Origin of the sequence: Neomoorella stamsii (assembly GCF_002995805.1) — a bacterium.
Classification (GTDB): Bacteria; Bacillota; DSM-521; order Neomoorellales; family Neomoorellaceae; genus Neomoorella; species Neomoorella stamsii.
In genome coordinates this window covers 41852-59602 of the sequence record NZ_PVXL01000055.1, presented here as the reverse complement: position 1 = coordinate 59602, position 17751 = coordinate 41852, and the positions used below count along the sequence as shown (strand labels likewise).

Here is a 17751-nt window from a genome sequence, read left to right as displayed (position 1 = left end):
TTTTTCACTCCCCACGCCAACCGGCGTGCCGGTAAGTAAAATCCGGGGTGTCTCTGAATCCCCTACACAATAACCCCGGGTGCCTGGTACCACAAAGCCCCACAGGAATAGCCCCCGCAGCCAGCACCAGCTCCCGGGGACCATAGGTGCAATATATGCCCACTACCTTGGCACCATTTTCCTTAGCCTCCTTCAGCGCCATCAGGTTTTGCTCACGTAAGCCATCAAAGGATGCCAGCATACTGGGTTTCATCTGCTCCGGTTCTCCAATCTTAAAAGTTTACTTTGGTAAATATTTACCCGTTAATTCAGCCTCTTGGGATCAATCGGCATCCTGCCGTAGATTCGTGCCGCCTCCATAAGGGCCAGAATATTGTCAGGTGGCGTGTTTAAAGCAACGGAACACCCCGAGCCCAGGATAAAGCCCTTGGGGTTGTCAAAAGCCTGGCGTATACATTCCTTCGCTGCAGCGAGGACTGCATCCCTTGTTCCGTGTAGGAGAACTTCCACCGGTGCCACGTTACTTTTGAGGGCCACCCTTGTCCCCACAGCCCTTTTAGCTTCCTCCAGACTCACCTGGTTATCCAGACTAATGGCACTTACGCCCGTGTCGGCCATGTCTGCCCAGATAGCCCTGGTATCACCACAGATATGCAGTGAAGGTCCGCTACCACCTGCCGCCTTGACCCAGGCGGCGATCTTGGTCAGGTAGGGCTTCACAAATTCCCGGAAATGGCGGGGGCTAATAACGCTGGCCGAAGCCAGCGGGTCACCTATACTGCAGGAAAAGCCCCTTTTTCTGGCTGCTTCTATGTAGTTGATGATGCTTCGGGTAGTCAACTGTAACAGGCTGTGGACGAACTCGGGGTTTCTACGTAAGTCTTTAAGAAAATCCTCGACCCCTCTTAGAAAAGCAGCCGTGGTAAAAGGGCCACCTATTCCTGTACCTACCGGGACCTGGTGACCTATACTTTCATTAATGATTTCCAGTGCTTCCAAATAAAGTGGGAGCCGGCCGGCATGTTCAGCATCAACTGGTTCCAGATGGCTGATTTCACTATAAGAGCGGATGGCCGGTTCCGCCAGCTGGGGACGGTCATTGTCTGAAAACCGTAGTCTGGCTCCCATTGCCTCTGCCAGCCCATAAAAATTAGGCCCTACGCCGACGGAATCATATTGATAAATTTTAAAGGCAATTATATGGGTCTCTGCCATCAAGCGCGAGGAATGACAGTAACGGGCCACCGAAACACCTATCAGCCGGCAGACGTGCTCCGAAATACTGGGACTGCAGGGTATACGATCTACCGGTAAACCTTACTTAAAGGCTGTCATGCGCTCCAACGGGGTCATGCGTTCTTTAAACTCCATATGCAGGTAATCTCCTATCCCTCTCACTAAACTTCTCAGTGTAAGCTAAGTGCCAGATCGATGTTGTCCATCAGAGAACGCAGCTGCAATATGGAAGCTTTGCCTCCGGTAAGGCGGTCAAGGGCAGCGTTTACGGCCGGGTGAAATTGACGCATTTGCCTGGCTGCCGCTTCCCCCTGCGCTGTAGCATTAGCCAGGATGGTACCATCGGTGAAACGCAAGCAAAGAGGCAGGGGGTTTAAGATCAGACATGGGCCATTCTTAATGAGCTCCTCAACCTTTTGGCCGCAATAAACCCCGTCCAAGGGAAAACTTTCTTTTATGAACAGAAAACCGTTGCACTGATCGGTACCATTACCAATTAAGCACACTCCTTGCCCTCGCAGGTAGCCCAAGGTGGCTGGCAAATCCAATGTATCTTTAGGAGAACTGGCTACCAGGACAATGGGCATCTGGCTCAAGGTTACCAGATCATTAGATAAAATTTTTCCTCTAATTCCTCCCATACCGGCAGTAACTACAATAAAGTTTCCTGTTTGAGCCGCAACCCTCATTACTGCCGCGGCGGTCATATAGCCACTAACCCTTTCTCTTATGGCCACCGAAAGGTTGCTGGCATCGATGCGCTCCATATCTGGATTACCCCTAAGCTGCAGAAACTCCTTAATGTTACCGAAAGTAATCCGCCCATTTTCCAGCCACACCAGAGCTATGGAGGTACTATGTCTCCATTCTCGTAATATATAGTCATTGGTGAGAGATGGTAAACCATGACCCAGTAAGGCAGTTTCGATCAAAGCCTTCCTGGTATGCCGTACCTTTTTTCCTTGCATCATGGTCATAAAGATTTAATCACCACTTGTCCGGGATTTTAATTCAGTTACGAGGACAGTTGCGAGGATAATCACACCTGTTGTTAACTGTTGATAGTAGGAGGCAATTCCATGAATGGTCAGCCCGTTATGTAATACCGCCAAAAGGAGACCTGCAAGCACAGTACCCCCTATACTCCCCCTGCCGCCTTTTATGCAAGTTCCTCCGAGAACTACCGTGGCAATAGCATCTAGTTCCATCATATATCCAGCCGTAGGATCGGCACTGTTAAGCCTTGCGGTCAGCACTAACCCTGCTAAAGCCGCGGTAAGAGCCCCAAGCATATATACAATAATTTTAAAAGTTACTGTGGAAACTCCGCATAAACGCAGGGCTTCTTCATTGCCACCCAGGGCCAGAGTATAATAACCTAGCTTCGTATTGTTCAGGACAAAAGCACCCAGGATGGCGACCAGCGTAGCAATAACAACAGGTACAGGGAATATGCCCACCTCTCCGCTCCCGAACCATGTAAAGCCTTCCGGAAAGCTGGAAATAGGGATGCCTTTGGTAATAATTAAGGTCAGACCCCGGATAGCGGACATTGAAGCCAGGGTAACAATAAATGGGTTTAAAAGGAATAGCGCTATAAGGGACCCATTAATTAATCCAACTATTAACCCTACGGCCATCCCCATAATAATGGAAGCAGCTACCGAAAGGAACCAGAAATGCATGGCAACAGCCATAACTACACCACTTAAAGCAACTATAGCCCCTGCCGAAAGATCAATGCCGCCGGAAGAGATTATTAATGTCATACCAACGCCAATGATAATATTAAGGGTACTTTGGTCCAATATATTTCTCAAGTTTTCCCATCGCCAGAAAAAAGGAGAGGACAAGGATAAAGTAATTACCAACAGCAATAATAGCCCAAATAATATTGTCTGCACCGAGTTTATCTGCAACCAGACGTGCGGCTTAACCCGCGCCATGGAGCTTAAATCACATCCCCGATCTAATTGTTTGCGACTTATCCTGCGTTCCCGTCATTAGTTTTACTACCTCATCGGGACTGGTGTCACGAACAATAAAATGCCCCACAGATTCACCGTGTCGGAGGACACAGATGCGATCAGCAATAGAAAAGACCTGCTGAAGGTTATGACTGATTAAAATTACGGCATAACCTTGCTCCCTGAGGGTATTAATTAAGACCAACACCTGTTTTGTTTCTTGAAGGCCCATAGCCGCCGTCGGCTCATCAAGAATCATAACCCGACCACCCTTATGGATGGCCCTGGCTATAGCTAAAGCCTGACGCTGACCGCCTGACAGGCTGCTGACAAGAACATTTATTGAAGGAATATTTATCTTTAACCTTTTCAGAAGTGAAGCTGTTTCGGTTTCCATTTTTTTCTTGTCAATTAGAAAACCGGCACGCGTTGGTTCCCGGCCCAGGAAGACATTGCTGCAAATATCGCGGCAGTCGACAAGAGCCAAATCCTGATATACTGTTGTAATACCATTCTTTAAAGCCTGTGCTGGAGTCAGTCGCTTAAAAAGCCTCCCGGCTATGTAAATTTCGCCTTTATCAGGTTTGTAAACCCCGGATAAAATCTTGATCAGGGTTGACTTGCCAGCACCGTTGTCCCCCACCAGTGCCACAACCTCGCCCTCGAATACATCGAGGTTTACTCCCCGCAGGGCCACGATGTGTCCGAATGACTTCCATAAATTGCGGGCGCACAGGATTGGCCTGGCGACGTTTCCGGGTGTAAGTACGGCCATCGTCTTTTTCCCTTTTCTTTATTTTTTATGGCTTTTCCCCTGCAGCGATTTTATAATGGCCGTTTTTGATCCACTTGAAGGCCAATACTTCCTAACTATCTTTTTCAACGAATAAACATAAAATCCTCTCATTATTAGCATGAAATATAGTTATAGTTTTTGCTGGGAATTTACCCTTGCGTTAGTATGGACTTAATAACGGGCGACTGTTAAATAAAACTGCTAGAAAACGGAGGCGCTACTGGGATAAAGAAAAACCCTCCACAGGAGTGGAAGGCTTAAAAGTAAGTATAAATCACCAGCGTTGTAAACAAAAAATATTAAAACTTGGCAAGAGCGATTACGCCACTATAACTTCTTTAAGACCATTGCGGCAGCCGCCCCGGTGACCGGCATAAAAAAGTCCCTGGCAGGAAGCCAGGGAGCTTGATATTTCTGGTGCGCCAGGTAGGCTTCGAACCCACGACCCGCTGATTAAGAGTCAGCTGCTCTACCAACTGAGCTACTGGCGCATAGATGGCGCGCCCGGCAGGATTCGAACCTGCGGCCTCCGGACTCGGATTCCGTTACTCTATCCACCTGAGCTACGGGCGCTTAACAACTGCAAAAGTTATTATAGTACGGATTACAGCTAAAGTCAAGGCCAGGCCGGGTCCAAAATCTCCGTATTTTAATTAACAACTATACCCGTCCTTCAATACGAACCAGATCTACCCGGCCCCAGGCCGCCAGTTTATCACCGGCAATGATTACCGCCCCCAGGACACCAGGAATTTTTGCGGCCAGGCGGGCGGCCTTTTCCACATCAGCAGGTTCCTGGACGGTATTACCCGCAGCTGTGGCCACGGCGTCGGCCAGGGCTGCGGAAGTGGCCAGGATAACGGCCGCATCGGCCCGCCCAAAACTCAAAGAAGGGCCAACGGTGCCGGAAGAGGTGCAGATGCCTAAAGGGCACATTCGCGGCTCAACCTTTAAGGCCAGGCGGTGGCTGAAGGGTGAAGCACCGGCAAAAATGCCGATGAGCCGGGAACGGCTACTGTTTAAATAAATATCGCCGCCGTTTTCCACAATGATTTCTCCCCCTGGCCCTACAAGGTCGGTGGCAACATACTGGGCCATGGCCCCGGCTACCGCCGCCATGGGTCCAACGCCAGCCAGACTGGCTGCAGCCGCCATTTCCCTGGCTATAGGCGGGGCTTCCTCCAGTACATCATGGGGTACCAGGGTACGGGCAAAAACAGGGTCCTTGGCGAGATAAGCCTCCAGTTGCCAGCGATAATGGCGAATGATCTCTTCCGCCTGCCTGACCAGTTCCGGTTTAAACTGCGCTTTAGGGATGCCGATGTCCAGGTCGGTTTCTTTATAGGCCACCTGGAAATGGACCAGGTCTTCCTGGGCAAAAAGCCGGCGGTAGCTTCTCTCTTCGTAGGCCAACTTTAGAAACGGACCTCCATGGCCTTATAAGGGCAGGCCTTGACGCACATCAGGCAGACTACGCATTTATCTTCATCAAAGTTAACGGTCATATCCGGGCGTTCCAGGTATAGGGCTCCGGAAGGGCAAACACTAATGCAGGCACCGCAATGGGTGCAGACGGTTTCATTGCGGTGGACATCCTGGCTCAAGGGCTGGATGGTAACACCCAGTGAGCGCAGGTATTCCAGGCCGCGGGCATACTGTTCCGGTTCGCCCTGGATTTCCAGGACCATCATCCCTTCTTTGTGGGGATTGATGTTGGCTTTGAGGATATTGACCACCAGGTCATAGTTACGAATTAGCTGGTAGATGATGGGTTTATCGGCCGTCTCGGCCATGAAACGGAGGACTACCCGTTTGGGGGACAATTTCCCCACCCTCCCTTCTCAGAATCAGGTGCTCAGGCTTCTTTTTCCTGCAAGGATTTTAAAGGCGTAACTTCATTAATAGAAGGTAACAGGGCTACCGGCTCACTGAGGAGGAAACCGCCTGCGCGAATCCAATCTTTCAAGATAGCAGCGATCTGCCGTGCCCGGGGATAGCTTGATAGGGGCGCCGTGGGTACCTCCCGTCCCTGCAAGTTAATGGTCCCTGACTTTAGCTGGGCGTAAGTTACATAACCCAGGGGTTGAGGATTACCTGCCGGATAGTCCAGACCATAATCAACTACCGGGGCGTAGATTTCTTCATCGCTACGGGAGGCCCAGTACATGATTTCTTCGTTGAGAATGGGGATGGGTATACCCAGGCCTACCGTAAGGGAAGCGCCGTAGCCCAGGAAGGAAACGCCGACCAGCCACTCCGGGCGCATCTGTTTGAGGTCACCGATCACCGCCAGGGTACCGCCGGATACAAGCTGGCCACCTTCAGCCAGGGGCGTCAGGCCGGGGCAATGCTGCGTACCCTGCCAGACCACATAGCCAGTACCGCCGCCCAGGAATATCCTGGTACCGATGCCGATGGTCCGAAAGTAAGGATCTTTCAGGAGCGGGCTTAGCTGCCCGGAGGTTGAATAATTGGCATTCCCCATATGAGGTTTTAAAACACCCATATAAGTATATATCGTCCGGTCGGATAGATTGACGGCAACATTATAATTCTGGTAAGCGTTACGGGGGTTAAAAAGGACGGCCTGGTTCAGGTCATCAATGGTAATGACGGTATTGATTTCCCGGCGGGGGTAACAATCGGTACCGTAGGCAATGGCCCTTAAGCTTACCGGTTTCCGGGCTACCAGGTCATGGATGACATGACCGCCGCCGTAGCGAAATTCCCCGGGGTGGATGCTGTTCAAAGGATCATTATCCGGGACTTCGGTGGCTCCCAAAAAGGCATCAACGGCGGCCAGGCCGGCGTAGGCCTGGACATTATTTAACCATACCTTGCTCATTTTCATCCTGGGTTTGGTATGGCCGAAATTGAAATAGGCGCCCGATGAGCACATGGTACCAAAGGTGCCGGTAGTCACGACGTCAACTTCAGCTGCCGCCTGCCGGACGCCATTTTCCCGGACCAGGGGAATGACCTCTTCGGCTGTCAGGACTACAACCTTGCCGCTTTTTATCCTGGCGTTGATTTCAGCCAGGGACTTTTCCACTGCCACTGCTGTTCCCTCCCAGAACTATGCCGGTTTCTCTAAAACGCTACTCTAAAAAATAAAAAACCCCTTCCCGAAAGTATAAGAAGAGGTTGAATAGCCATCAACTTATCTCTCAGGGTCTTCCTGCGGCATTTAGCACCTTCCGGCAAAATACCGGGGTTGCCGGGTTTCATCGGGGCCTTCCCTCCACCTGCTCTCGATAAGCCGTGAGGCGTTATGCAATTTTGCTAATAAATTAATATCATGCCGGGGTTCAGGTGTCAAGAAGAAATTAAATGGCATCTGGTCCCCGTTCACCGGTCCGGATCCTGAAGGCATCCTCGATTGGGTAGATAAAAATCTTGCCATCGCCGATGTTACCGGTACGGGCCTGGCGGATGATAATGGCGACTACTTCGTCAACATACTTATCCTCGAGGACAATTTCCACCTTCACCTTGGGCAGCAGGTCAATGGTATAAGTGGTGCCCCGGTAAACTTCAGTTTTACCCTGCTGCTGGCCGCAACCGACAACGTGGGTAACGGTCATGCCATGGATACCAAACCGGCCCAGGGCTTCCTTGACGCCTTCAAATTTCTCCGGCCGGATAATGGCCTCTATTTTATGCAATTGTAATCTCCCCCATGGCTTCAGCTTTATAGAATTATTTTACTTTAGCCAGGAATGGCAGTCAAAAGTTTTTTATTAGAGATGCTTGACGGTTAGATGGTTCCTACGGTAGAATAGTCACAACAGTGAGCTTGATCCGGGGTTGCGAGGCTGTAACCCGTGGATCGCCAAAGAAGGCACTGGAGATCTATCTCTCCCGGTGCCTTTTTTATTTCTGTCCAAAGGAGGCAATGGCAATGAAATTAAAGCAATTAGGGTTACTGGCAGTGGCGTTCTGGCTGGCAGGGGCTATCCTGGCCCGGCCGGCACTGGCGGCTACCGGGGGTACAATCGATACTGGCGATACGGCCTTCTTGCTGGTGGCCAGCGCCCTGGTAATGTTGATGACCCCTGGCCTGGCCCTCTTTTACGGCGGCATGGTCCGCCAGAAGAATGTATTGAGTATCCTCATGCAGTGTTTAGCCATTGTGGCCCTGATTTCAGTTCAATGGGTCCTGTGGGGCTACTCCCTGGCCTTTGGTCCCGACCGCGGCCACCTGATAGGGAGTCTCAGCTGGCTGGGTTTCCGGGGTGTAGGCCTGGAACCCAATGCCGATTACGCCGCCACCATTCCTCACCAGGTCTTTGCCATGTTCCAGCTCATGTTTGCCATTATTACTCCGGCCCTCATTACAGGTTCCTTTGCCGAGCGGATGCGCTTCCCGGCCTTTTTGTTGTTTACTATTCTCTGGGCCACCGTGGTCTATGATCCCCTGGCCCACTGGGTCTGGGGAATGGGTGGCTGGCTCCGGGAACTGGGCGCCCTTGATTTTGCCGGCGGGACGGTAGTGCATATCAGCGCCGGTGTGGCCGGGTTGGTTTGCGCCCTGGTCCTGGGACGACGGCGGGATTATGGACGCTTGCCCCTGTTACCCCATAACCTCCCCATGACCGTCCTGGGGACGGCATTGCTATGGTTCGGCTGGTTTGGTTTTAACGCCGGCAGTGCCCTGGCGGCCAATGGCCTGGCTGGCAATGCCTTCGTTACTACCAATACGGCGGCCGGGGCTGCTACCCTGGGCTGGTTGGCGGTGGAATGGCTGCTCCACGGCAAGCCTACGGCCCTGGGGGCGGCCAGCGGCGCGGTAGCCGGCCTGGTGGCCATTACCCCGGCGGCAGGTTTTGTCACGCCCCTGGCAGCCCTGGTGATCGGTGGTTTTGGCGGGGCCATTTGCTGCCTGTCGGTAGCTGTGGTCAAGGTTAAACTGGGTTACGACGATTCCCTGGACGCCTTTGGTTGCCACGGTGTGGGCGGTACCTGGGGGGCCATAGCTACCGGGATTTTTGCCACCAGGGCCGTTAACCCGGCAGGCGCCGACGGCCTGTTGTACGGCAACGCCCGCTTGCTGGGGATCCAGCTCCTGGACGTAGTTGTTGCCTGGGCCTTTGTGGCTGTGGTAACCTACGGCATCCTGAAGGTGGTCAGCCTGCTGACACCCTTAAGGGTAACGGCCGAAGACGAGGAGGCCGGCCTGGATTTCTCCCAGCACGGCGAAAGTGCCTATCCCGATGCCGGTCTGGCAGCCCTGGACGTAGTGCCAGCTGTGGATGGCAAAGGTGTTGTCCCCCAGAGGGAGCTGGTGATCAACTAGCTTTCTTTATAACTCACCGCCACAATAAACCCGCCATCGGTGCGGCCTTCCCGCGCGGCGGCAGCTTCGATGGCCAGGGCCTCTTCTACTTTCGTGCCATCAAAGTCGGGGCCGAAGAAGAGGACGGCTTTACCTTTAACGTCTTTTCCGGGCATGGCGGCCAGGAGTTCAGGCAGGGTATAAAATTTAGCGTACCGGAAGAGGCAGTCCGGTTCCCGGGCGGCCCTGGCCTCGTAGTGGCGGCTCCACAGGCTGTTGCCGCCGATGAGGCCGATGACCATGCGGCCGCCGGGTTTTAAAACCCGGTAACTCTCAGCGAGGACGGCCTTTAAATCAGGCGCGAATTCCAGGGCCGTAACTGAAACTATCTTATCAAAGGTATTATCGGCAAAGGGTAGATTCATGGCGTCGGCGTGGAGAAATTCAATCTCCAGTCCGGCTGCAGCCGCCTTGCACCGGGCGGTGACCAGCATGGGCTCGGAAATGTCTATGCCGGTCACCTTGACCCCTAGACGAGCCAGTTCTAAGGAAAAATTCCCCGTACCACAGCCGACATCCAGGATATGTTCCCCGGCCCGGGGCTCTAAATAAGCATAAACGGGTTCTTTTTCTACGCGGTCGACCAGGGCCCCCAGGGGGCGCTTGTACCAGTCGTCATAATCGCTGGCTTTATGATCAAAAATTTCAGCCATCTCCCGGCTCCCCTTTCCCAACTTATTTATGGTATACCATATTCGCCGTTAATGGCCGTTTTCCTTTTTGTACTTAATCTTTGTTTACCTGAACATAAGAAAAGGACCCTTGCGGGTCCTTTTACAAGCTAACTTTAAGCTAACTCCTGATTGACAACAACCTGGTCTGCATCCAGCTGGACTTGATACTGGCCTTTGTGAAAGCCCCGTTCCAGCAGCCACTGGGTGAGGTGTTTGCCTCCTATTTCCCCGATTTTACCCTGGGCTGCGAGCCTTAATTTTAAATTGGCCGGGTCCTCGCTCTTCTTTAAGATTAACTTTTTACCGTCAACGCCAATCATAATGTATTGACTGCCACGTAAATGCTGGAAAGCAGCGCCGCGGAGCCGGATACCATTACTGGATACGCTTAACTCACCTCTGGCGTTACGGTTAAACCGGCGGGCACGATAAATTTCCACTAACATCAAACCCTCCTCTGGATAATTTCAGGTTTGATGTTAGTATTACCCAATTAACCCCATAAAATACCTCTGGCGATGAACATAAGTTAAAATTTAACGGCATTGATAACCTAAATGCCGGCCAATTCGATGGGCAACCTGAACAACAGCGGTGGCCAGTTTACCGGCCATCAAGTCTGGCGGCATCCGGTTGGCTGGACCGGCAACACTAACGGCGGCTATAACTTTATTTTCGTGGTTAAATACTGGGGCAGCAACGCAACGAACCCCTTCCTCCCTCTCCCCGTGATCCAGGGCAAAGCCCTGCCGGCGGATTTTTTGCAATTCTTCCCGCAGATGGAGAGGATCGATGATTGTGGTGGCCGTATAGGGGAAGAGAGGAACTTCCTGGAGGAACATGTTTAACTGGTTTTCACTTAAGTAGGCCAGGAGGACTTTCCCTGCGCCGGTACAGTAAGCCGGGGCGCGGGTACCCGGTCGCGCCAGCATCTTTATGATGTTACTGGACTCGACCTGGTCAATATAAACGACTTCGTATTTATCCAGGATCGCCAGGTTGGCCGTTTCATTAAAATCGTCTACCAGCTGGTGTAATGCCGGCCGGGCTATGGCCCGGATGTCCAGGCTGTAGAGGGCGCGGTTGCCAATCTCAAAGGCCTTGATCCCCAAACGGTAACGGCCCTGGTAAGGTTCTTGCTCAACCAGACCATGGGCCGCCAGGGCATTTAACAACCTGTGGACAGTGCTTATATTCAGCCGGAGTTCTGCACTGATAGCCGAGAGCATCATGGGGGAGCCTTCCCTGGCCAGGGTTTCCAAGATGGCCAGGGCCCGGTCAACGGCCTGGACGCCCCTTGTTTTATTAACCCTGGTTACCGGCATACTCGACTCCCCCTTGTTGAAGATTAACCTTCTAAGATACGTTCGACTTCCCCGGCACCTTTTTTAAATTAACTTAGCAGGATCTTCTTGGCAAATTCGTCCTGAACATCGGTGATAAAGGGAATGCCGGTTTCGGCTTCAGTTTCCCGGTTCGCGGAAGCGATATCATTCCTGCTGATCTGATCCAAGGAGAATTTGCGGGCTCCAGCCATTAATTGCTGTAATCCTGCCGTTAGCTTGTCGGCTAGTGTCCAGAAGGCAATGGCACCGTAAGGAATATTCTTCATCTCTTCAACGCCGACTTTCTTTTGAACATCATAGTAGCCGGCAAAAATCTCCTCAGCTTTCGTACCTAATTCGGCCACAGTCTTGGGTAGACTATCCCAGTTACCGTTTACTTTTGCGCGTCTTTCAGGATGGAGCACACCTTCAATGTTGGACCCGACAAAGCCCGGTATCATTAAGGCTCGACCCATACATATCAGTTTAACGTAGGGCGCACCCAAAGCTAAAGCTTTGAAGATATGGTCTTCCCTGGCCAATCCGCCGGCGAAGGCCATATCGACAACTTTCTTACCCCTGGCAGCTAACAGGCTGGCATATTCATAGGCTTTAGCATGAAGCAGAATAGAGGGGACGCCCCAGGTCTCCATCATGTTCCACGGGCTCATGCCGGTACCGCCGCCTGAGCCGTCCACGGTAAGCAAATCAAGTTTCGCATCTGTTGCGAGTTTGATGGCCATAGCCAGAGCTTCCATTCCATAGGAACCGGTCTTCAAGGTAATCCGCTTGTAGCCCAGTCCACGGAGGTATTTAATGGCACTCATAAAGTTTTCTCTCACCTGGTCATAGCTGGTGAGATCCGTGTAGCCTAAGCGGCTGTGGCGGGCGAATGATTTGATGGCCCCGTTCTTAAAGGCTTCTTGAACTTCCGGAATGGTCGGATCCGGATCGACCACATAGCCCCTGTTCTTCAAGAAGATAGCATAGTCGAGATCGGTAACCTGAATTTCTCCGCCGATGTCCTTGGCGCCCTGGCCCCACTTCAGCTCTAAAATAACCTGATCGCCGTACTTCTCAATGACGTATTCGGCAACACCGTTGCGGGTGTCTTCTACGTTCATCTGGACGATAATAGCGCCATATCCATCATAGTATTTCAAGTAGGTCTGAATGCGCCGATCCAATTCCGGGGCTTTAACAATTCTACCATTTTCAATAACGGCTTCCTTATCGATTCCTACGACATTTTCCCCAATAACGATCGGGATTCCAACCAGGGCAGCACCGATAGAAAAGGAATCCCAGTACTTGGCGGCAATAAAGGTAGATCCTAATGCTCCCGTCATGATCGGGACTTTGACTTTGGTTTTTACCTGACTACCAAATTCAGTTTCGACATTTACATTGGGGAAAATACAGTCATCAGCACTATTGGACAGGCCGTTTGTCAGGCCGTAAGCGCCATAGTTGTATCCCTGGATCCTCAAGGAGTTATAAGAAATTCCTACATGGGTTGTGTTTGAGCTTCCCGCGGTAACAGTACCGAAATCCCGGGGATAGAGGAGCTTGCGCCCCACCATGCTGGACATCCAGGTCTCACATTTCCCCTGGCAGTCTGCCCGGCACAATGTACATAAACCTGATTCTGCCGGATTACCGCGATTAACGGTTCCCAGGACATCATTTTGTTTTGGCCACTGGATCATCTCTTTTAATCCCCCGCTTCTAATAAATTTTTGCTTCCACCGTAGCGATAGTCCATTATCATATGGTGAAAGCCATTTTCGCAGTCCCTGGATTTAATTTTAGTTAGGGGGATTATGCTTGTCAACGAAAGGATTTTTCACTATGTGAAAAAAATAAAACATCTGGAATCTTGTATACATGGGAGAAACCGAGTTAAACCATGTTTAATTTATGAAAGCAAATTTCATTTTAATCTTCACCTGCGTATCCTAAACGTTTAGACATCTCCCGGGCTACGCTAAGGACGATATCCACCAGCTCATTATTTAAATAATAATTGGTAATCCTGGTATCAGGCCCGGAGACGCTGATGGCGGCCACCACCTTACCTTCATGGTTACGGATAGGCGCAGCCACGCAACGGACATTTTCATCCCTTTCCCCCAGGTCAATAGCATAACCCTGGCGCCGGATGCGCTGTAGTTCCTTTTTCAGGATGGCTACATCGGTGATTGTTTCACTCGTATACTGCTCCAGCTGGACGCCGGCAAAGAGTTTATCCAGCTCGTCATCACTTAATGAGCTGAGGAGCATTTTACCGGAACCGGTAGCGTGGGCCGGGCCACGGCTGCCCACCCTGGCAAACATGCGGACAATGACGATATTGTTGGATTCCACTTGATCGATGTAAACCACGTCCCGGCCGTCGAGGATGGCCAGGTTGGCGGTTTCATTGCAGCGCCGTACCAGCTCTTCCAGGAAGGGCCGGCCGATGGTTTGCAGGTCCTGGGCATAAAGGGCAGTTTTCCCCATGGCAAAGAGTTTTAAGCCCAGTTTGTAACGGCTTGTATCCGGTTCCTGCTCGATGTAACCTTTGACAATGAGGGTGCTGAGGATGCGGTGGACGGTACTTATATTTAACTGGACCTTATCGGCCAGGTCACTGATGGCCATGGGTACACCGGCTTCGGCCAGGGCATCCATAATGGCTAAAGCCCTTTCAACTGCCTGGACGGTCTTGCTCTCTTCACCATTGACTTTTTCTCTGGCCATATGAATGGTCTCCTTTGCAACTAGATATACTGCCGGTCACCATTAGGATATCTAGCATTTATTTTTAAATGATGAAAAGGGTTTTCACTATGTTTTAATTTTAGTTTGCTTTAGGGAGCGATGTCAAGGGAAAGAAATAAAAAACCCGCTTCCAGCGGGTTATTTGCGGGTGGTAAGGTCACATTCAATCATGCCCTCATAACATTCGTTGCACAGGAACTGGCCGCAGGTGGGACAGATGCGCATGTCAGGGGGATTTGTTTCCAGGCAGTCGTAACAATAGGCAGTATCGCAATGGTGACAGATAATGCCCTCGACGTTCCTGGCTTTGCAGCGGTCACAAACTGGTATCTTCATAACTGACCGCACCTCCTTTTACATTATTATTTCGCTTTTGTGCGGTAAAGATCCTGCCGGTTGCCTGCCAGTCCCATAAAAAATAAAAGCCCCTTTAGAGGAGCTTTGCGAACCTTGATTTAACGCGACTTTTACCGCCAAGCTGCTATTAACCGGCCATGGTCAGGACTTTTTCTGCCGCGGGGGCTAAAACCTGGACGATATCGTCATTATTTAACAGGCAAGCGTTGGCTTCGTCGGTATCGACATGGAACTCCAAGCGGTAATTGGGATGGACCCGTACCAGGACGTTCTGGAAAATCAGGCCGCGTTCGCCACCTACCTGGACATTGACCATATCCTTATCCTTCAGGCCGTAACGCCTGGCATCGTTAGTGTGTATATGAATGTGGCGCAGGGCAATGATGACGCCCCGGTTAAGGGTAACTACCCCTGCTGGCCCGACGAGGACACATCCGGGAGAATCTTCATGATCTCCTGAGTCGCGAACGGGAGGGTTAACGCCAAGTTTAAAACAATCGGTCCGGGATAATTCTACCTGGCTGTAAGAACGGAGGGGACCGATGATCCGGACCTTTTCCAGGACACCCTTGGGCCCTACTACGGTAACTGTTTCTTTGGCAGCAAATTCACCCGGTTGGCCCAGATCCCTTACTTTCGTTAGTTCATAGCCTGGTCCAAAGAGAGCCTGGAGATGTTCTTTGGTGAGATGCACATGCCGCCCGGATACGCCTACCGGCGCTTCAAGCAGAAATTCTTGCATTTTAACTCCTCCCCCTTATACATCCCGGCTGTCCATAATAACCATTCGGGACCGGATTTCAACCGTTCAACCTCATTATAGAACCATTCGGCGGAAAACGCAAGGGGGATGGTATATATTCGCAATCTTAAATTTATGTGGACTTCTTTTTGACTTGCTGGCCCTTAAAGAAACAACCCTGGCAGTGACCCTGACAGCTGCCGGCGAGCAGGGTCCGGCAGCGGGGGCAACGCACCTGCCGGGGGTCACTAACAGGGTAGCCGCAGCGAGGGCATTTCTGGGAGCAACTTGTTACCATATTTCTTTCCTCCTTACCGGCTGGCTTAAATCAAAATCCGGGATATTATCCCACCAATCAGGAAGGCCAGGAAGAGGATTGTCGGCCAGATGATGATCCCTTCCCGCCAGCCGCGCTCTTTAAAGATAACCAGGGCCGAGGCAATACAGGGGACAAAGATGGTAATGGTCACCAGGGCTACCAGGGACTGGGCCGGTGTCAGGGGGAGGCTATAAAGACCGGCAGCCCCGAAATCCCGGCGGACAAACCCCATGATAAAGGCGGTGGCCGTTTCTTTAGGAAGCTGCAGCCAGTTGACGGTAAGGGGCGAAAGCCAATTTTGCAAAGTGTCTAAAAGGCCGGTAACCTGCAAAATACCGATGAGGAGGGCACCGCCGGCAAATAAAGGGGTAGCTTCCTGGATAAAGTTCCTCGTCCTGGTAGCCGTCTTTTTCAGGACATTAACCGGCTGGGGTAACCTTAGGGGTGGCACGTCAATTAAAAGATCGCTGGGTTTACCGGGTAAAAGCCAGTTTAAGGTCGTCCCGGCAAGAACCAGGATACTGGCCACCAGAATGACATACAGGAAGGTATAACCGGGTCCCAGGCGTCCTAGCATGCTGGTAATTACCGCCAGCTGGGCTGAACAGGGTATGGCCATGGCCAGCAAGAAAGTGGCAATACGGCGTTCCCTTTGACTTGCCAGCAAACGAGTGGTAATGGTAGCCGCGGTGACACATCCAAACCCCAGGATAATGGGGATAATACCGCGGCCATTTAACCCCAGGCGCATGAGGACCCGGTCCACCAGGACGGCTATCCGGGGCAGGTAACCGGAATCCTCGAGGGCCGACAGGCCCAGGTAAAATCCCAGGACCAGGGGCAGCAACAGGCCTAGGATGTAAGTTGCCGTCATGGTAAGGATGCCAAATTCACCTATTAAAAGGGCACCTGGGATGGAAGATGGTGGTAGCCAGGAACCGATAAGGTTACGGATAAATGGTTCATAATAGCCTTGCATGATGCCTTCTTCTGTGATGCCCACCACTGTCTGGGCCACAAAGACGCCAATAAATTCATAGAGTGTCCATAGTGTTAAAGCCAGCAGGGGAATACCCGTCAGGGGTAGCATCATCCAGCGGCTGAGGCGGGTGCTCCAGGAAGCCCCGGTATTAGTTTCCTGGACCACTGCCGCTACTATGGCATCAACCCGGCGCCGCCGGGCCAGGTAGATCTCTTCCTGCCTGTCCATGGGTTTTACCCGGTGGCGGGCGGCGACAAAAGGGTCACCTTCAAGGATAAGTAAAGCTTCCGCCCGGTTGCGGGTCTTTTTTTCCAGCAGGGGCAACATTTCCTCCAGCTCGGGCAGGCTATGGCCTTTGCGGGCGCGGGCAACGGCCTGTTTGATCTCCTCAAACCCCTGCTTTTTTATCGCTACCGTAGGGATAACCGGTACCCCCAGCAACTCCTCCAGTTTCTCAACATTGATCTTGATCCCCTGGCGGGCCGCTTCATCGATCATGTTAAGGGCGACTACCATGGGAATACCCATATCAATGATCTGCTGGGTGAGGAAAAGGTCCCGGTCCAGGTGGACGGCATCAACGACGTTAATGACGATATCAGCTGCCAGGATGACGTCCCGGGCTACTTTTTCTTCTTCGTTAAAGGAAGAAACGCCATAGACACCGGGCGTGTCCAAAATAAAGTCATTTCCTACCCGGGCATGGCTGATTTCCAGGGTGGTGCCGGGAAAGTTGGAAACATCCACGTACAGGCCGGTGAAGGCGTTGAAAAAGACCGATTTACCGACATTGGGATTACCGGCCAGGACTATCTTGCGGACGCCCGCAGGTATATTTAACTCACGGTTAAGATCGTGGCAGGCCATAGGCACGCCTCCTTGCCGGGGATTTAACCGGATGCGGGGCGGGGACAGGTTCAACGGTGATTTTTTGCGCCAGGCCCCTGCCGATGGCTATTTCCTGGCGGTTTTTGGCGACAATAATAGGGCCGCCGGGAATGACGCTGGTACAGGTGATGAGTTCTCCTTCACTGATGCCGAAGCGGATGGCCTGGGCGCGAATGCCCCGTCCTGGCAGGGCGAGGATGCGACAACGTTGTCCTTCTCTGGCTTCATCCAGGGTCATGATCTTTCCCTCCCTGCTATCATAAATTCTTATGCGAGAATCTTTGCTTGATGCTTCTCAAGTAAATGATAAAGATTATCAATGAGCTTCTATAAATATCTTACGGCAAATGAGAATCAATGTCAATGG

At 51.7% G+C, this 17751-nt stretch carries 20 protein-coding genes, 2 tRNA genes and 1 riboswitch; of the genes, 1 reads left to right on the top strand and 21 read right to left on the bottom strand.

Features of this window, described 5'->3' with window-relative positions; all coding sequences use genetic code 11:
• Window positions 1-4: 4 nt before the first annotated feature.
• The 11 genes from MOST_RS18030 to MOST_RS12310 form a co-directional block, all read right to left on the bottom strand.
• The gene (locus MOST_RS18030) at window positions 5-253 is read right to left on the bottom strand and encodes a hypothetical protein (protein ID WP_054937604.1); all 249 of its coding nucleotides are present in this window, start codon (window positions 251-253) and stop codon (window positions 5-7) included.
• A 50-nt stretch (window positions 254-303) separates the two neighbouring features.
• On the bottom strand, window positions 304-1299 hold the full coding sequence (locus MOST_RS12355) for a uroporphyrinogen decarboxylase family protein (RefSeq protein WP_083476754.1): 996 nt from the start codon (window positions 1297-1299) through the stop codon (window positions 304-306).
• Between the two features lie 107 nt (window positions 1300-1406).
• On the bottom strand, window positions 1407-2204 hold the full coding sequence (locus MOST_RS12350) for a pseudouridine-5'-phosphate glycosidase (protein WP_244267180.1): 798 nt from the start codon (window positions 2202-2204) through the stop codon (window positions 1407-1409).
• 15 nt (window positions 2205-2219) lie between these two features.
• Window positions 2220-3182 (bottom strand): ABC transporter permease, encoded by a 963-nt coding sequence (locus MOST_RS12345; protein ID WP_083476753.1) that lies wholly within the window; start codon window positions 3180-3182, stop codon window positions 2220-2222.
• Window positions 3183-3192: 10 nt separating this feature from the next.
• Complete coding sequence (locus MOST_RS12340; RefSeq protein WP_054937600.1) at window positions 3193-3978, bottom strand: ATP-binding cassette domain-containing protein; 786 nt, start codon at window positions 3976-3978, stop codon at window positions 3193-3195.
• A 436-nt stretch (window positions 3979-4414) separates the two neighbouring features.
• A tRNA-Lys gene (locus MOST_RS12335) sits at window positions 4415-4490 on the bottom strand.
• 5 nt (window positions 4491-4495) lie between these two features.
• Window positions 4496-4572, bottom strand: a tRNA-Arg gene (locus MOST_RS12330).
• Between the two features lie 87 nt (window positions 4573-4659).
• A complete protein-coding gene (locus MOST_RS12325; RefSeq protein WP_054937599.1) occupies window positions 4660-5412 on the bottom strand; it encodes a UPF0280 family protein in 753 nt (250 codons plus the stop codon).
• Window positions 5413-5414: 2 nt separating this feature from the next.
• Window positions 5415-5822 carry an NIL domain-containing protein gene (locus MOST_RS12320; protein ID WP_054935891.1) on the bottom strand — a complete coding sequence of 136 codons (408 nt, stop codon included), beginning with the start codon at window positions 5820-5822 and terminating at the stop codon, window positions 5415-5417.
• A 32-nt stretch (window positions 5823-5854) separates the two neighbouring features.
• Window positions 5855-7057: a homocysteine biosynthesis protein gene (locus MOST_RS12315; RefSeq protein ID WP_106007173.1), complete on the bottom strand. Its 1203-nt coding sequence runs from the start codon at window positions 7055-7057 to the stop codon at window positions 5855-5857.
• A gap of 99 nt (window positions 7058-7156) precedes the next feature.
• Window positions 7157-7260, bottom strand: a riboswitch (SAM riboswitch).
• A 65-nt stretch (window positions 7261-7325) separates the two neighbouring features.
• Window positions 7326-7664: a P-II family nitrogen regulator gene (locus tag MOST_RS12310; protein WP_054935889.1), complete on the bottom strand. Its 339-nt coding sequence runs from the start codon at window positions 7662-7664 to the stop codon at window positions 7326-7328.
• A 236-nt stretch (window positions 7665-7900) separates the two neighbouring features.
• Here MOST_RS12310 and MOST_RS12305 point away from each other — a divergent pair, with 236 nt between their 5' ends.
• Complete coding sequence (locus tag MOST_RS12305; RefSeq protein WP_054935888.1) at window positions 7901-9295, top strand: ammonium transporter; 1395 nt, start codon at window positions 7901-7903, stop codon at window positions 9293-9295.
• Here the strand turns inward: MOST_RS12305 and MOST_RS12300 are convergent.
• The 10 genes from MOST_RS12300 to MOST_RS12260 form a co-directional block, all read right to left on the bottom strand.
• Window positions 9292-9987, bottom strand: coding sequence for a class I SAM-dependent methyltransferase (locus MOST_RS12300; protein WP_054935887.1), 696 nt, complete (start codon window positions 9985-9987; stop codon window positions 9292-9294). The two genes, MOST_RS12305 and MOST_RS12300, sit on opposite strands and share 4 nt — an antisense overlap.
• Before the next feature lie 134 nt (window positions 9988-10121).
• Complete coding sequence (locus MOST_RS12295) at window positions 10122-10448, bottom strand: hypothetical protein (protein WP_161952843.1); 327 nt, start codon at window positions 10446-10448, stop codon at window positions 10122-10124.
• 96 nt (window positions 10449-10544) lie between these two features.
• Entirely contained in the window at window positions 10545-11333 is a 789-nt protein-coding gene (locus MOST_RS12290; protein WP_054935885.1) for an IclR family transcriptional regulator, read from the bottom strand.
• 68 nt (window positions 11334-11401) lie between these two features.
• Window positions 11402-13042, bottom strand: coding sequence for a glutamate synthase-related protein (locus MOST_RS12285; RefSeq protein WP_054935884.1), 1641 nt, complete (start codon window positions 13040-13042; stop codon window positions 11402-11404).
• 229 nt (window positions 13043-13271) lie between these two features.
• Entirely contained in the window at window positions 13272-14075 is an 804-nt protein-coding gene (locus MOST_RS12280; protein ID WP_054935883.1) for an IclR family transcriptional regulator, read from the bottom strand.
• Between the two features lie 159 nt (window positions 14076-14234).
• Window positions 14235-14432, bottom strand: coding sequence for a hypothetical protein (locus MOST_RS12275; protein ID WP_054935882.1), 198 nt, complete (start codon window positions 14430-14432; stop codon window positions 14235-14237).
• Window positions 14433-14580: 148 nt separating this feature from the next.
• Entirely contained in the window at window positions 14581-15195 is a 615-nt protein-coding gene (pduL, locus tag MOST_RS12270) for a phosphate propanoyltransferase (protein WP_054935881.1), read from the bottom strand.
• Between the two features lie 133 nt (window positions 15196-15328).
• On the bottom strand, window positions 15329-15493 hold the full coding sequence (locus tag MOST_RS17000) for a zinc-ribbon domain-containing protein (RefSeq protein ID WP_129588689.1): 165 nt from the start codon (window positions 15491-15493) through the stop codon (window positions 15329-15331).
• Between the two features lie 25 nt (window positions 15494-15518).
• Window positions 15519-17363 (bottom strand): ferrous iron transport protein B, encoded by a 1845-nt coding sequence (gene feoB, locus MOST_RS12265; RefSeq protein WP_054935880.1) that lies wholly within the window; start codon window positions 17361-17363, stop codon window positions 15519-15521.
• Window positions 17344-17622 carry a FeoA family protein gene (locus MOST_RS12260; protein ID WP_054935879.1) on the bottom strand — a complete coding sequence of 93 codons (279 nt, stop codon included), beginning with the start codon at window positions 17620-17622 and terminating at the stop codon, window positions 17344-17346. The genes feoB and MOST_RS12260 overlap by 20 nt, the downstream gene beginning before the upstream one ends.
• Between the last annotated feature and the right edge of the window lie 129 nt (window positions 17623-17751).